Origin of the sequence: uncultured Chloroflexus sp. (genome assembly GCF_938091255.1) — a bacterium.
Taxonomy (GTDB): domain Bacteria; phylum Chloroflexota; class Chloroflexia; order Chloroflexales; family Chloroflexaceae; genus Chloroflexus.
The window spans coordinates 24464-39696 of record NZ_CALLJH010000033.1 but is presented as its reverse complement, the minus strand read 5'-3'; the positions used below and the strand labels follow the sequence as shown (position 1 = coordinate 39696).

11 protein-coding genes are annotated in these 15233 nt (G+C 57.0%); 9 read left to right on the top strand and 2 right to left on the bottom strand.

Annotation, left to right across the window (positions count from 1 at the left end):
• Positions 1 to 41: 41 nt before the first annotated feature.
• Positions 42 to 515 carry a glutathione peroxidase gene (locus Q1A00_RS11815; protein ID WP_298406992.1) on the bottom strand — a complete coding sequence of 158 codons (474 nt, stop codon included), beginning with the start codon at positions 513 to 515 and terminating at the stop codon, positions 42 to 44.
• A gap of 301 nt (positions 516 to 816) precedes the next feature.
• On the opposite strand from Q1A00_RS11815, the gene Q1A00_RS11810 reads away from it, so the two are divergent.
• From Q1A00_RS11810 to Q1A00_RS11775, 8 genes are all read left to right on the top strand, one after another.
• Positions 817 to 2370, top strand: a complete 1554-nt coding sequence (locus Q1A00_RS11810) for an ATP-binding protein (RefSeq protein ID WP_298406995.1) — start codon at positions 817 to 819, stop codon at positions 2368 to 2370.
• A 15-nt stretch (positions 2371 to 2385) separates the two neighbouring features.
• The gene (locus Q1A00_RS11805; RefSeq protein WP_298406998.1) at positions 2386 to 3018 is read left to right on the top strand and encodes a metallophosphoesterase; all 633 of its coding nucleotides are present in this window, start codon (positions 2386 to 2388) and stop codon (positions 3016 to 3018) included.
• 445 nt (positions 3019 to 3463) lie between these two features.
• The gene (locus Q1A00_RS11800; protein ID WP_298407001.1) at positions 3464 to 4378 is read left to right on the top strand and encodes a DUF4032 domain-containing protein; all 915 of its coding nucleotides are present in this window, start codon (positions 3464 to 3466) and stop codon (positions 4376 to 4378) included.
• A gap of 51 nt (positions 4379 to 4429) precedes the next feature.
• A complete protein-coding gene (locus Q1A00_RS11795; protein WP_299756959.1) occupies positions 4430 to 6928 on the top strand; it encodes a glycosyltransferase family 39 protein in 2499 nt (832 codons plus the stop codon).
• The gene (locus Q1A00_RS11790) at positions 6925 to 8040 is read left to right on the top strand and encodes a winged helix DNA-binding domain-containing protein (RefSeq protein ID WP_298490591.1); all 1116 of its coding nucleotides are present in this window, start codon (positions 6925 to 6927) and stop codon (positions 8038 to 8040) included. Before Q1A00_RS11795 ends, Q1A00_RS11790 begins: the two co-directional genes overlap by 4 nt.
• On the top strand, positions 8031 to 8855 hold the full coding sequence (locus Q1A00_RS11785; RefSeq protein WP_299756957.1) for a ligase: 825 nt from the start codon (positions 8031 to 8033) through the stop codon (positions 8853 to 8855). Before Q1A00_RS11790 ends, Q1A00_RS11785 begins: the two co-directional genes overlap by 10 nt.
• Positions 8856 to 8987: 132 nt before the next feature.
• Positions 8988 to 10166 carry a serine hydrolase gene (locus Q1A00_RS11780; protein WP_298407011.1) on the top strand — a complete coding sequence of 393 codons (1179 nt, stop codon included), beginning with the start codon at positions 8988 to 8990 and terminating at the stop codon, positions 10164 to 10166.
• A 756-nt stretch (positions 10167 to 10922) separates the two neighbouring features.
• Positions 10923 to 12350: a hypothetical protein gene (locus Q1A00_RS11775; protein ID WP_298407012.1), complete on the top strand. Its 1428-nt coding sequence runs from the start codon at positions 10923 to 10925 to the stop codon at positions 12348 to 12350.
• A gap of 224 nt (positions 12351 to 12574) precedes the next feature.
• Here Q1A00_RS11775 and Q1A00_RS11770 read toward each other — a convergent pair whose 3' ends face one another.
• Positions 12575 to 13951 carry an FAD-binding oxidoreductase gene (locus Q1A00_RS11770; RefSeq protein WP_298407014.1) on the bottom strand — a complete coding sequence of 459 codons (1377 nt, stop codon included), beginning with the start codon at positions 13949 to 13951 and terminating at the stop codon, positions 12575 to 12577.
• 236 nt (positions 13952 to 14187) lie between these two features.
• Between Q1A00_RS11770 and fni the strand changes: the two genes are divergently transcribed.
• The gene (fni, locus tag Q1A00_RS11765; protein ID WP_298407016.1) at positions 14188 to 15228 is read left to right on the top strand and encodes a type 2 isopentenyl-diphosphate Delta-isomerase; all 1041 of its coding nucleotides are present in this window, start codon (positions 14188 to 14190) and stop codon (positions 15226 to 15228) included.
• Positions 15229 to 15233: the final 5 nt, after the last annotated feature.

The following is a 15233-nucleotide window of genomic DNA, read 5'->3' as shown; positions in this document are numbered from 1 at the left end:
CCGCATGCCACATGAGCAACCGCCAAGATCCCATCATTTCATCATAGTAACTCTACCATCTCGCGCTCAACCACGCCAACAGTATCGGTCGGCGCAAAGCGGCGCACCACACGACCGTTACGGTCAATCAGAAACTTCGTGAAATTCCACTTGATGGCAGTGCTGCCGAACAACCCCGGCTGCTGCTCTTTGAGATAAGCAAAGAGCGGATGGGTGTCTGGCCCATTCACGTGGATCTTCGCAAAGAGCGGAAACGTTACTGCATAATTGCGGGCGCAAAAGGATTTGATCGTCGCTTCATCATCAGGTTCTTGATTGAAATCGTTGCTCGGAAACCCAAGCACTACCAACCCGCGCTCGCGATAGCGCCGGTAGAGCGATTCGAGATCACCGTATTGGGGGGTAAGACCGCAGTGGCTGGCAACATTGACGATCAACAATACTTTGCCGCGATAAACCGAAAGGGCGAGCAGATCACCGTCGCTAGTGTAGGCTGAGAATTCGTAGATGCTCATCAGCGATGGCTTTAAATATTTGAAATTTCAAAAATGGACCTTAAATAGTATGATCGGATTTCGCCGAATTGTCAACCCGTCATACCGGCGGGCAATGTGGTATGCTGATGGCAATCGGTACAGGCATCGCTCCCGCTGTCGAGGGTGATGGCTTCGCCGCCGGCGGCGGCTCGTGAGGATAAGTGATGAGCGACGAGGATTGATCCCGCAGCAATCTTTTCATGCAATAACAAACGAGAAATTCTGTACAGACAGCCTAAAAAACTCTTATCAATTTACTTAAATTTCGTATCGTAGGTGTATGACTGATATCAACGACAAACTTGCCCCAACTACCCTTGCCTCTACCCCCGACCAATCTCCGGCGGTGCCAGTGCGCTGGCTGCCGTGGCAGCGTTTGCGACAGAGCTTGGTCGCTGTCCCGTTTCGGGTGCGGTTGACGTTGCTCTACACCAGTCTCTTCTCACTTGCGCTGCTTGTGATTGGGATTGGTGTGCATTTTGCGGTGGCGCAAGCACTCTACTCCGGCGTCCAACGTGATCTCACGTCGGCGACCCAACAAGTGCGAGCAATCCTTAACGCAGTTGGGTTGCAAAGCATTCGCACCCCGAGTGGCCAGTTGCAACTCTTTCTCGATCGGGATTTCATTCAGCTTTTTACTAATCGCAATATCGGCGCACAATTTTTTCGGCCTGATGGTACGTTGGTGAGCAACACTCCGAATCTCGAACCATATATGCTGCCGTTGCCGCCGGAAGCGTTGCAATTAACCTCAACCGATACGAACGGGATCACCATTGTGCGCGATGTCAACGGCGTACCGGTCAAATCACTGATTACTCCGGTTGTCTTACGTGATGGGCAATTGCTCGGTTTCTTGCAAGTCTCCCGCCCGCTTGATGATGTAGCTGATACGTTGACGCTCTTGCAGCAAATTCTGCTTGGCGGCGGGATGATTGCCTTGATCGTAACGGGTATTGGAGCGATGTATCTGTCGAAGCGAGCGTTACGCCCAATTGAGCAGATCACTTTGACCGCGCAGAGCATTGTGCGGGCCGAGGATCTCGGTCGCCGGATTCCCGAACCGGCCCAACGCGATGAGCTTCACCAATTGACCGTGACAATTAACGAGTTGTTATCGCGTCTTGAACAGCTCTTTTCCACGCAGCAGCGGTTTGTGGCCGACGTTAGCCACGAGTTACGCACACCCTTGACGGTGATGCAGGGCAATCTCGAAGTGCTCGATCGTGGTGCCGGCGATGATCCGGCTTTGCTCAAAGAGGTGATCGGCGATATGCGGCGCGAAACAGCACGTTTAATCCGCATGGTGAATGATCTGTTGCTGCTCGCCCAAAGCGAGACGCATGTCGCGTTGCGCCACGAGCCGGTTGAGCTTGACACCTTGCTGCTTGAGGTGTTTCGCGAGCTGCGCCCGCTAGCCGGTCAGGTGCGGTTACGGATCGGCGCTGAGGATCAGATATTGGTCTATGGCGATCGTGATCGGATTAAGCAGGCGTTGTTGAATTTAGGGGTGAATGCGTTGCAATACACCCCACCGGGAGGGTTGGTGGTGTTAGGTCTCGAACGCTACGAGCAGTTTGCCTGTCTGAGCGTAGCCGATACCGGTGTTGGCATCAGCGAAGCTGAACTTACCCATATTTTTGACCGCTTCTACCGGGTTGATCGCTCGCGTTCGCGCCATAGCGGCGGGGCCGGGTTGGGGTTGTCGATCGTGAAGTGGGTCGCCGAAGCGCACGGTGGCTATGTGACAGTGGCGAGCGAAGTGGGGCGCGGCAGCACGTTCGCCATCTATTTGCCGTTGCCCGATCCGGTTGCGTTGTCTGGCGCAGAATAGAGTACAATAGGCGGCATGCGCACGCTTACGATTAGCGACGAAGTCGTCCCTGCTGTCTATAGTCTGAATATCAAACAACGCTTCGCTGATGTCCAACTCGTGCTGGCCTGCGGTGATCTACCGATCTACTATCTCGAGTTTGTGGTGACAATGCTCGGCCAGCCTTGCTTCTACGTCTGGGGTAATCACGACTCGCCAGAAGTGCAGGCTGATGGACAAGTTGTCAGTTATGCGCGCGGTGCACTCTGCGTGGAAGATCGGGTAGTCTACCATCAAGGACTGTTGATCGGCGGTTTGGGCGGTTCGATCCGCTACAAGCCCGATGGTCATCACCAATACACTGAAACGCAGATGATGCTGCGGGTATGGCAAATGGTGCCGCGCTTATTGCTCAACCGGCTGCGCTACGGTCGCTATCTCGACATCCTGCTCACCCATGCCCCTCCACTCGGTATTCACAACGGCCCCGATTATCCCCATCGCGGCTTTCGGGCATTGTTGTTCATGATGCAGTGGTTCCGTCCCCGCTACCTCATCCATGGTCACATCCATCTTTCCTACGGGTTTGGTCACACGACTGAAACGAAGTATGGAGATACGCTGGTCATCAATACGGCCGGCTATCGGGTACTCGATATTGTGGTGTGAAGTTGAGCAGGGTATCGTAGGGGTGATTGTCAGTATGCCTATCGAATACCCTCGCGAGCAGAGCGCACGGCGTAGGGCGGCATTTGTTCCATCCATTATATTATAGAGTGCGGAGTAAATGCCGCCCTACAGTTAGAGTAACTTATCTATCATATGGCGGCATAAATGCCGCCCTCCAATTAGGGCAACTTATTTCCGCAGGGTGGTGTTTACTCTGCCCCTCCCCCCTCTTCCCGCAGGGGGAGAGGGGAATGGTGTTTTTGGTAGGGCGTGGACACCGTAGGGATGGGTTTGCAATCCGTCCCTACCTTACCAAGACAGTTTTCTGAGCAACCTTCTATGTTGCAATCACATCCATCCCATGGTACGCTACCCGTGACAACGGCCGCCGACGCTGTCGGTCGATCACCTAATAGGGTTATCATGAGACCGAAAGGAGTGGCCAATGTCAGCCATTCAAGCGATCGTTCACGACGAATTCACCCGCATTCGCCGCGACCAGATGCTGCGCGAGCTGCTGGCGCTGATTACGCGCCGTCCCAACGAGCTGTTGCCGTTCGATGAGGTGCGAGCGCGGCTAAATGTCCGTGGCCAACACTACCTTGGTCATCAGACGGTGCCGCTCGATAAGATCATCGGCAGCGAGGGCCGGTACAGCGATTTCGACCGTCAGTTTGCGCCTCGACATAATGCTAATCGATTCCGCTGGATGAGCATCGATCGTGCTCATCACGAAGGAACACCGTTGCCGTCAGTCGAACTGTATAAATTGGGTGATATTTATTTTGTAAAAGACGGCCATCACCGTATCTCGGTGGCGCGCTTTCAAGGCCAGCGCGAGATTGACGCGATTGTCACCGAGCTGGTGGTTGATGTGCCGCTCGATCCCAATCTCAGCTTGCGCGATTTGCTCTTGAAAGAGGAGTATAGCGACTTTCTAGAGTGGACTGGTCTAGCCAATTTGCGCCCCGATCAGCGGATCGAGTTTAGCGAACCCGGTGGTTATCTCGATTTGGTGCGCCATATTAATGCCCATCGCTACTATCTGGGCCAAGAGTTGGGGCGGCCAATATCGCGCGAGGAGGCGGTGGCGAGTTGGTACGATAACGTCTACATGCCGGTGATTGAGGTTATCCGGGCGCAGAATGCGCTACGCTACTTCCCCGGTCGCACCGAGGCCGACCTCTACCGCTGGATCATGGATCACCGCTGGTATCTGCGTGAACGCAACGGCGGCGCCGATCCGGGGCCGTTGGTGGCAGCGTCGGATTATGTACGGCTTTTTGGCCGGCGCAGTTTGGCGGCGATTACCGATTGGCTGTTGGGTGCGTTGCGGGGGAAGGCTGCCGGTGCAATCTAAGCGATTAATCTCTCGCAGCCGCGGTTGCGCCGTTTCCGATAGGAAGCTATAATGCGCAGCGTGATTAGAACGCTTGCACGCCCAACCCTTTCGTTCCAACCAGCCTTGTTGTTGCCAGTGGCGTTGACGCTCATCGCCATTGGTTTGTTATGCTTCTCGCCTATTCGTACCTCACACGCTTGGCGCGTTGGTGAAGATCACGAGCCGGTGCTTGTTGGTTTTTATACCAACGAGCAGAATGAGACTGACCTTTTTCGTTGGTCGCAACCGCGGGCTGCATTATTTCTCTACGGCTATCGCGGCGTGCCGGCACTGGTCGAGTTGCGCTTGGCTGCGCCGCGCCAGCCGGGTGTTTCTCATGAACAGGTAACCTTTTCGTCTCAAGATGGGCCATTAGGCATTACGACAGTAGCACCGTATTGGCGGCGCTATCATTTCCTCGTTCCGACCAATCCTATTGGCGAGACCACCCTGCGCTGGGAAACTCAACCATACGTTGCGTTGCCTGATGTACGTGAGTTGGGCGTGGTATTAAGCAGTGTGAGTCAGGTACCCTTGGCTGATCGTCCCCCGCTCAGTGCTCAGACGATTACTTGGAGTATTCTGCCATTGCTGGCATGGATGGTAGGTATTGCTTGGCGTTGGCCACCTTATTGGCGCAATTGTGCTGCATGTTTAGCCCTGTTGCCGGCAGTTGGGTTAGCGTGGTGGCCGGTTACGGCTGAGTATTGGTTGCCAATGTTACCGTGGCCGTGGTGGCCAGTGGTTCCATTGCTGGTATTGGTGATGTGGCCTGTGCTTACTGGTGGTTGGTATTTGATGTGGCGTCCTGTTCATCTATGGGTTGCGTCTCGACCGTTAGTAGGCTGGAGTGGGCTGGCAATCGCCTTTGCGAGTATCCTAGTCTTACGCGCTGGCGCATCTGTATGGCTGTTCCTACCGCTTGCCATCGTCGGTGTCGGTGTGGCATGGCCGCTCTTCACCAATCAGGAGGATGTGTCTTCATGGCCGATTGGTAAGTTACTGGTTGTTATCACTGGTATTGCCTTAGCAACACGACTAGTAGGGCTCGAGCAAATGCCACTGGCGTTGTGGCGTGATGAAGCACGTCATGGGCTGCTCGCTTTGCAGATTTGGACAGAGCCAACCTTTCGTCCGATTTATGTGCCGGGTTTCGCCGATCTACCAGCGCTGCTCTTTTATCTGATGGCGCCGGTGGTGGGGATGCTGGGACCAAATATGTGGAGTGTGCGCCTAGTGAGCGCAGTTGCCGGCGCCTTGACACCGCTGGCACTCTACTGGTTTGCTGCGCCATTGATTGGCCGGCGAGCGGCAATGTTGGGTGCAGCCTTGCTGGCTTGGGCCTCGTGGTCATTAAGTATGAGCCGCTGGGCCTTCCCTGCCACGCTCGATCATCTGCTGGTGCTGACGGCGGCTGGATTACTGTGGCGTGGCCTTGATCCGGTGCGGCGCGGTTGGTGGTGGTACGTAGCCGGTGCAGCGGCGTTAGGGGGGCTGGCTGTTTATACCTATCACACCGGACGGCTTGCACCGGTGGCATTGATAGTCGTGGTGCTCATTCGGTTGGGCCGCGATCCAACACGCTGGCGGCTGGTCTGGTCGCGGTTGGTGCTGGCAGCGCTGTTGGGGGCACTCGTCATTGCACCCCTCGTCTGGTACATTCTCAATGACAGCACCGGTTTTAATCAGCGCGTTGGCATAGTCTCAATTTTCCAAGCGAGTGATCTTTACCGTCACCGTCCACTTGATTTTCTTGCCGAGAACATTGTTCGCTACGGCTTGATGTGGCACGTGCAGGGTGAAGCCAATGGTCGCCACCATTTGCCGCTGGTGCCGATGGTTGATCCGGTGGTTGGCCTGCTCTTGCTAATCGGCGTGGGCTTGGCGTGGCGCGCGCGGCGCACGTCGGCAGTTGTATTGCTGGCGCTGTGGCTGCTGTATTACCTGCCGGGCTTGTTGAGTTTCAACGCGCCGCATGCGATGCGCTCGCTCGGCACCCTCGCACCGGCCTGCGCGCTGGCCGGGTGGGGGCTGAGCCGGTTGGCAGCCGGTGCGCAGTGGCGGCACTGGTTAATCCCCGCCGCGCTGGCGGCAAGTTTGGCCGTGAACCTGTGGGTCTACTTCGGTCAGATGCCGCACGACCCACGAGTGTATGGCAAGTTTGATCGAGCCGAGACGGTGATGGCCCAGCTTGTGCGTCGCGCTGCTGCGCCTCATGATGCCGCTCAGACCGTGCCCGTCTATCTGCCGCGCGAGTGGGCGCTCAGCGATACTGTGCGGTTTCTGACAGCACATTTACCGCTAGAACAACGGCCACGAATTTGGCGCGGCACGCTTGATCCTGACAGCGATGCGCTGGTCATCTTGCCTGCTTTTGCCAATCCTGATGAAGTTGCTGCAGTCTTGAGCGCACTTGGCCCAACCGCCGTCGAGATTGTGCCAACCCCTACCATTCCCGCCAACGCCGAACCGCTGGTGCGCGTCTTTGCTCGCGGTGCGGCCGCCCGTGCTGTGATGAGGTCGCCATGAAAGCGGCGGTTGATCTGCGTGTTGCCCAAGCAACAGTGGCCCGGTTTGTGAACAATGGCTTGCTGACACCGTTTATCAGCCCGGAAGCTGCCGCTATCCACCTCGCTGGGGTGCAGGCCCAGATGTTGCCTGCCGCTGGGTTGGCGCTATGGAATCGCGTGCCGGCGTTCACGGCGGCTCAACTGGATCATCTGCTCTACCACGAACGTTCACTGGTGCGGTTGTGGGGCCAGCGTGGGACGTTGCATCTCTACGCGGCGACTGATTGGCCGCTGATTTACGCGGCGCAGGCGGGCCGCGCCACCTATTGGGAGCAAGAGGCGCTGCGCGATGGCTGGGATGCGGCAGAGTATGAGGCGTTTATCGAACGCGTTGCGCGCTGGTTGGCCGAGCACGAGACGATGGGGCGCAGCGATTTGCGCCGTCTCGTCCCCGAGATTGATGATCGCCATTTATCAGGCTGGGGCGGCATCTTTGCGATTCTCACGCGGCGTGGTCTAGCTTGTAACGCTGCACCAACTGGTGGTGAAGCCCGTATGGCTCACCGACTGCGCTGGCGGCCTGATCTTCGCTGGGATCCGCCGGCAACCGAGACGGCCAATGCCGAGTTGATGCGCCGCTATCTGGCTGCATTTGGGCCAGCAACGCTGGCCGATATGACTTGCTGGCGTGGGCGCACGCAGGCCGAGATCAAGCGTTGGTTGGCACTGTTGGGTGATGAGGTGGTGAAGATGACGGTTGCCGGTAAGCCGGCGTGGTGGTTACAGAGCCAACTGGATCGTCTGCATGAATTGCCGGAGCCGGCTGAATTGCCGCCGCATCTGCTTGGTCGGTTCGATCCACTCTTGCTCGCAACCCGCGATCGAAGTTGGTTGGTCGATGCGGTTGACTACAAACAGGTTTGGCGGCCAGCCGGTCACGTTGAGGCAACCATTCTCCTCGCGGGGCGAATTGCCGGAACATGGCGGTACGATTGGCGTGGAGCGGCGATGGTTGTGACGCTCCGTCCGTTCGCTCCTCTGCCGCCAGCGGTACGGACGCAGATCGAGATGTTGGCGGCTGCTGTTGCCGCCCATTTCGCCGCACCATTAAGGGAATGTGTATGGGTGTGATGAATGAGTGGCGTTTGTTACCGCCGGCGCAGGGCGATCCGGCCAGTGAATTAGCCGCCAGTGCCGCGATGCTGGCCGGGTTGGTCACAACGCAGCAACCGGCCATTCGCTGGTACGCAGCCGCTGCCAACCCAGCGCTGGTGATCGGTTCTGGTCAGAAATTGAGCGATATTGATCGAGCAGCATTGGCGCAAGCCGGTATCACGCTCCACCGGCGAGCGAGCGGCGGCACGGCTGTGCTTTTTGTGCCCGGTTTTTTGATGCAAGACATCGTACTCCCGGTGACACATCCACTTGCCCACCTCGACGTAAGCGAGTCGTACCGCTGGTTGGGTGAGGTGTGGCAAGCGACCTTGGCCCAGTTTGGCGTAGCAACAACCATGATCGAGATCGCTGCCGCCCGCGCTGACCGGGCGACACTCGATCCGCTGGTGGCGCGCGCGTGTTTTGGCGGCCAATCGCCTTATGAATTGCTGGTAGGCGGACGCAAACTGGTTGGCTTCGCTCAGATCCGCCGGCGCGAAGGGATGCTGTTTCAAGTTGGCCTCTACACCCATTGGCCGGGAGCGCAATTGGTGGCGCTGTTGGCTATCTCTGAGCCTGAACGCCGCCGCTTGACGGAGCGGCTGGCGGACCGCGTGACCGATTTGGCGTCTGTCTGCGCCAACCCGCCCGGTCTAGCATCCTTGGCTAACGCATTTGCCGCCGCGCTCCATCAGCGGTACGATGTAACTATCGCGCCCTCCGCTTGGACGGCAGCGGAATTGGCAGTGATGGCGGCGGCGCAGACCCGGTTTGCGCCGTTGGGCGGGTGAAGTGGGGAAGGATTTCCCGCTGAGGCCGTAGGTGCGCGGAAGTGGATCCCATCCTTTGCGCCCCTTTACGCGCTTCACGCCGTTGCGTTTGACGACTCTGCGGCTTTGCGAGCTTTGCGTCTTGGTATGTCTATGCGCTGCTTGACCATCGCGCTATCTCTGCTCGCCATCATCGCACTGACCGCCTGCGGTCAGCGCGATCCGGTTATCTCGGCATGGGCACCGGTTGGGCCACAGCCGACCATCTTGCCCAGCGTCACTCCTGACCGTCCACTTCCTGCCAGCACGCCGTTAGTGGCGGTGATGGAACCGGTGCGCCCGACTCCCACCCCGAGCTTGGTTGATATTGCCACCCACATTGACCTCTACTTGCGCGATCTGACCGAAAAAGGCCAATTCCGCGGGTCGGTGCTGGCAGCCACACAGGGGCGCATCTTGGTGGCGCGTGGCTATGGGCAGGCCAACGTCGAGCGCGATTTGCCCAATACGGCCCAGAGCCGCTTCCGCATCGCTTCGATCACCAAGCCGTTCACGGCGCTGGCGATTATGCAATTGCAAGTGGCGGGCAAACTTAACGTCAACGAATCGGTGTGCCGTTACCTGCCCGACTGCCCGCCGGTATGGCAACCGATCACGCTCCACCATCTGCTCACCCACACTGCCGGCATCCCCAACTACACCGACTTCCGCGACTTCGAGCAACTCGAACGCTCACCGGTCACACCCACCCAGCTCGTTGCTCGCTTTCGTAATCTACCGCTCGACTTCGCACCGGGCAGTGCCTTTCGCTACGGCAATTCCAACTACGTTGTGCTGGGGTTGGTGATCGAAGCGGTTAGCGGCCAATCCTACGCCGACTATATCCGCGCCAACATCTTCGTGCCAGCGGCCATGGCCGACAGCGGCTATGACAGCGGCGACGCCTCGGCCCTCAACGGTACGGTTGGCTATATCGGGCCGGGGGCGGAACGGGCCATCCCAATTGATACCAGCAATCTCTACAGTGCCGGCGGCCTCTACTCGTCCGTCGAAGACCTCTACCGATTTGTGACTGCGCTCAACAGTGGGCAGTTGCTACCTGCTACCGAACTGGCGCAGATGTATACACCAGTGCGCAACAACTACGGCTATGGCTGGAAGATCGAAGATCGCAACGGGCGCAGGGTGATCTACCACCCCGGCTTTATGTCAGGGGCTGTCACCCATCTCGCCTACTACCCCGACACGCAGAGCGTGGTGATCGTCCTGAGCAACATGGAACGCACCAATGCCGACGCGATTGCCGCGACCATCGGCGCGATGCTACCGTGAGGTAAGGCAACGGTCTCAAAGAGGTACATGCCCACGATCAGGCTGGATCCCGTGACGCAGCGGCGTTGTCTGGCCCACCTGTCGTGCCCCAGTCTGCAAAACCACCGGCAAGGGTTGGCTGGCTACCGCAGATACACTTCGAGCGTGCGGGGCGTAGATGTGACATTTCCGGCTAATAGGCATTGCCAGTGCATGATAGCCGGAAAAATGCTATATTTATTTGTCAATGGAATGGGTCTCATCAAGCCGAGCCATTGTCATCGCGAGCCGCCAAAGGTGACAAAGCAATCCCCCGCGAGAGCGGGAGATGGATTCTGAGCGATGGCTCATACGATAAAGAGAAAGGCGGTCTGCGGTGTATGAGACGCATGATTAATTAATTTTCGACTGCTCCAGTAGCGTTGGAACCGCTTTACAGCAGTCGTGTTCCAAACGAGTCTACGAGGGTCTCTTCCATATTTAGAGCACCGATCCGCCGATCGATATAGCGAAAGAAGAGACAGTTACTCTCGGTTTGTTTCCTTCGCCACGAATCCGTTTTCATCTCTGTTTTCATCTCCCTGATGCAAGAAGACAGATTGATCTCGCAGATTATGATGTTAATATTACCCTGCCGGCTCTTAATATGAGCGGTAAGGCATTGTTTACTAATACAGACTGGGTATAGCATAGGTTATTGACATTCCCGGCTCCTCATTTTGTTAGCAGAACCTAACCTCCCACACCGGCCCGAAAACCTTTACTAAGGGGTGAACTATGAATCGGCTTGCACGTTCAGTGGAGATACTCGTCGGTGTGATGATTGTGGTTGTGCTCTCCGTGATCCTGTTTGTGACCTTTGGTAATGCACCAGAAACTACTCAACTCTCGCCGATGGTAGAACCCTCGCCGGTAGCAGCAACGGCATATCCGGTTGTTGAGTCATTGCCTGCCAAACCATACCCATCACCACTTGAGCCTGCGCCCACGAGTGAATCGTCTTATCCACCGCTCGATGCGACACCAGTCGCACGACCGTCGCTCCCAGTGTGTGACTTTACTGAAAGCTCGCCGGATCCTGCCGGCATATCCGGCAAGATCATCGATCGCTTTGGCGCACCCCAACTGGTACAAGCGTCGGTCACTGGTATTAGGGGCTGGATTGATGATCAACATATGCTTGTTATGTACGAACAACACTCAGTTTCTGAGAACTCTCTTTTTAAGAACTCTTTCTATGAGTTAAATCTCGCAACCGGTGAAATGCGCACGTATGTAAACCAAGGTACAGGTATATTGAATCATCCAGTTTGGATTACCAGTACTCGCGCTATCGCATATTTCTCGACAACTATGATCGACACTGATGACAGCCAAATGGACCGTTTTCGGGCCGATCTCCTCGTTACCTTTGTCGATTCAGAGCAGACAATCCTAGTTGCCTCGGATGTTATCCCTACATTAGCGCTAGCGCCGGACAGCCAGCGGTTGTGGTACTTTTTGCGCACCGATCCGTTGCAGCCCTACATCTACGATGTACAACTGAATACCAGTCAACCGGCGCCATTTCACCTCTCATCATTCCTGTCTCCCAAACCTGATCTCGAATGGATTATACACAGCGACCCGCCGCTCTTTAAGCTGGCGTGGCATCCTGATGGGGTGCAATTACTTATCTATTCACAATACTGGACACTCTTGTTGAACCATCAAACTGGTCACGTATGTGAAGTTGAATTGATTGATAGCGAGAACTACAAACCTGAAATAATAAATCTACCGCCTTGGCCGGTTTCTGTCCAATGGAGTCCAGATGGGAACTATTTAGCAATCATGTTAACCACGCATTTTAGATTATCCACCCTTCATACTGATCTGATGGTGCTGAACTTCGCCACGAACGAGCGGTATACACTCAGTTTAGGCGACCTAGTGCCTCCGTATTACCAGCGACGAATTATCGATCTTACGTGGTCGCCGGATAGCCGTTACATTGCAGTATTAGCATTGGTCAATCGGCCTAACAGCTATGAGCCAGCCACCGGCTTGTTTGTAGTTGAGGCTGTAACTGGAGCATCAACACGCATCTTGCCCGATTACCTGTTCGGGCCAACATGGGGCGATCAGTTGGCATGGCACCCAACTAGCGAATGGCTAGCCGTAGCAGATTGGGACGGGTTGAGTCTGATACCGGTTTACCCGTAATATTGCTGTTTCCAGTGCGGTGTTTTCTGGTATCTTGGGGAAAAACTACTGTCATTGCGAATGGGAATAGAAGCAGCACTCCGCGCTGTCCCCGCGCCGCAAAGCAATCCCCCGCGAGAGCGGGAGATGGATTCTGAGCGATGGCTCCTGCTTGAGCAGGTGCTTGCTGCCGGCGCAGCGCGCCCGCGCAATGCCAAGCGAACACCGCCCCAGCGCATCCCCCCTCACAACTGTCCGGTCTCGCTCCAGTGCGCCAGTTGCTCCCGATAGGCCGGGTCAGCGTAGCGGGCCGGATGAAAGTCGGCAGCGTATGCCGGTAACGGCCCACCGACAATATGAGCGGCGAGCAGTTCGGCGGCCGCTACGGCGGCCATAATGCCGTAACCGGCCAGAGCACCAATAACGAACGCGCCTTCAAGCGGTAGCGGCCCGATCAGAGGCCGGTTTTCCGGTGTGCAGGTGTAGTAGCCGCCATCGAGGTAGGCACGGGGGAGGCGGTCACGATAGGCGCGCAAGCTAGGCAGCATCACCGTCATGCCGCGCAGCGCAATCTCAAAGAAGGTATCATCAAGCGGCACGGGAAAGTGCGCTGTTCGCGTATAGTGGTCGTGTGGATGATAATCCCACAGCAAGAGTACCTGCTGGCTATTGCCCTCGCCTTCGGGTCGGCAGTGTACACCTGCCGGTAGCGGGTTAGCTAGCCATGCCGTGGCCGGATCGGCCCGCAGCTCGTGTCGCTCTGCTTCATTCCAGTCAAGCTGAATTGGATCACTCCAAATCAGTAACGGCGCAGTTCGTGGCACAACACCAAGTGAGTCGCTAAAGGCGGCTTTGAGGTGGAGCTGGTTGTGTACTGGCAGCTCAATGCCAAGCAGGTCGCCGATTGCCGCGAGATGCGGGCCGGCAGCATTGACGAAACGCGGCGTAGCGATCAGTTGGGTACCGCCGGGAGTAGCCACTGCAACTCCGCTCACACGGCCGCCAGTTTGCGCTACTGCGGTTACTTGCCCGCGAATGAGCAACACCCCGGCGTTGCGGGCTTCTTCTAGCAGCAGCGCTCCTAGTTGTTGCGCGCTCAACCAGCCGCAGCGACGAGGATGCAGTACTGCTACTGTCGCTGGACTGAGGGCGGGGAAGTGTCGCCGAATAAGATCAGGGTCGAGCAAGAGATCGGCCCCATCCGGTGCATCCCGCCAGTCGTGACCGGTGTAGGGCTGGTAATCGGCATCGATTCGGTTGTGAATCCGCAGTGGACCGGCCCCGTTGCGTGCAATCATTGCTGCCTGTGTCTGCCACTGCTCGGCCCGTTGTCGATCAGCCGTTGCGTAGAGGTAACCGCGTCGGTTAAGCCGAATCCGATTCGCGCTCGCAAGTGCCAACGCTTCCAAGTGGTCAATGCTGCGGTTCATCAACGCTACCATCGCTGCATCGGGCCACCAGTTGCGGTAACATTCGGTTGATTTATCGCTGGTTAGCGCCAGCGGATCACCGGCTTCAACCAGCACCACTCTGCGCCACCCATGCGTAACCGCTAATTGATGGGCCAGCGCAACCCCGGCAATCCCCGCTCCACAGATGACAACGGTGGCTGTAGACGCCATATTCGCCTCACGATCATTACGCCACGATGCGGACACTAAGGCTATTGTAGCCGAAATAACGCAATGGCCTACCTGAGCATCTTCACCTAAACCGTGCCAATCCGTACCCTATTGCCTATTCCCCACTCCCTACTTCTCACCCCCTCGTTTGACTCACCTCTCTTTTGTTGGTATGATCGCTCTAAAGGGGTGAAATTGCCGGTTTCCTTCCCCCTTGTTTGCCTCAGGAGTTCCCTATGCCCGGTGATGACAAAACCGAATCGCGCAAAGTTGATCATATTCGGATTGTGCTAAACGAAGATGTCGCTGCCAAGGGTGTCGTCACCGGTTTCGCCGCTTACCGTCTGCCCCACCGCGCGTTGCCCGAACTCGATCTTAACGAGGTTGACACCCGCACTACGTTTCTTGGAAAGTCGATAGCTGCACCGTTGCTGATTAGCTCGATGACGGGTGGTACGTCCAGTGCCGAGCGGATTAATCTTGCTTTAGCCGAAGCTGCTGAGTATCTCGGCCTGCCGATGGGGGTCGGCTCGCAACGGGCCGCAGTGATGGATCCGCGCCTCGCCAGCACCTATCAGGTGCGTCGAGTTGCGCCGCGTGTTCCGTTGCTGGCCAATGTCGGCGCGGTGCAGCTCAACTATGGTTTTACCGTCGATCATTGCCGCCGCGCGGTTGAGATGATCGAGGCTGACGCGCTGATTTTGCATCTCAACCCGCTGCAAGAGGCCGTGCAACCCGAAGGCGATGTCAATTTCAAGGGATTGCTGAATAAGATCGAAGAGGTGTGCCACCGACTCGAAGTGCCGGTGATTGTCAAGGAAGTCGGCAATGGGATCGGCGCTGCCGACGCGATCCGGCTCTACGAGGTCGGCGTGCGGATTATCGATGTGGCCGGCGCCGGCGGCACCAGTTGGAGCGAGGTGGAACGCTTCCGCCAACCCAACGATACTGGCCGCCGGGTGGCCAGCGCGTTTGCCGATTGGGGCTTGCCGACGACCGAGTGTATACGTGAAGTGCGGGCGGCATTACCCGACGTGACGTTAATTGCGTCGGGCGGGATACGGAGTGGGGTTGATGTCGCGAAAGCGATCGCGCTTGGCGCCGATCTTGCCGGTACGGCCCGTCCGGCTCTGTTTGATGCGATTAATGAACGTGGCGCTGAGGCGGTGATCGAGGGGCTAAGTGCTTTTATTCGCGAGCTGCGGGTGGCGATGTTCTGTAGCGGCTGTGCGAACTTGCGCGCCTTGCGCAATCTGCGCCTCGGCGAACGCGGTTAGCCCGC

Coding starts and splice junctions, on each gene's coding strand:
- Q1A00_RS11815 (WP_298406992.1), bottom strand. CDS start 515: ATGAGCATCTACGAATTCTCAGCCTACACTAGCGACGGTGATCTGCTC.
- Q1A00_RS11810 (WP_298406995.1), top strand. CDS start 817: ATGACTGATATCAACGACAAACTTGCCCCAACTACCCTTGCCTCTACC.
- Q1A00_RS11805 (WP_298406998.1), top strand. CDS start 2,386: ATGCGCACGCTTACGATTAGCGACGAAGTCGTCCCTGCTGTCTATAGT.
- Q1A00_RS11800 (WP_298407001.1), top strand. CDS start 3,464: ATGTCAGCCATTCAAGCGATCGTTCACGACGAATTCACCCGCATTCGC.
- Q1A00_RS11795 (WP_299756959.1), top strand. CDS start 4,430: ATGCGCAGCGTGATTAGAACGCTTGCACGCCCAACCCTTTCGTTCCAA.
- Q1A00_RS11790 (WP_298490591.1), top strand. CDS start 6,925: ATGAAAGCGGCGGTTGATCTGCGTGTTGCCCAAGCAACAGTGGCCCGG.
- Q1A00_RS11785 (WP_299756957.1), top strand. CDS start 8,031: ATGGGTGTGATGAATGAGTGGCGTTTGTTACCGCCGGCGCAGGGCGAT.
- Q1A00_RS11780 (WP_298407011.1), top strand. CDS start 8,988: ATGCGCTGCTTGACCATCGCGCTATCTCTGCTCGCCATCATCGCACTG.
- Q1A00_RS11775 (WP_298407012.1), top strand. CDS start 10,923: ATGAATCGGCTTGCACGTTCAGTGGAGATACTCGTCGGTGTGATGATT.
- Q1A00_RS11770 (WP_298407014.1), bottom strand. CDS start 13,951: ATGGCGTCTACAGCCACCGTTGTCATCTGTGGAGCGGGGATTGCCGGG.
- fni (WP_298407016.1), top strand. CDS start 14,188: ATGCCCGGTGATGACAAAACCGAATCGCGCAAAGTTGATCATATTCGG.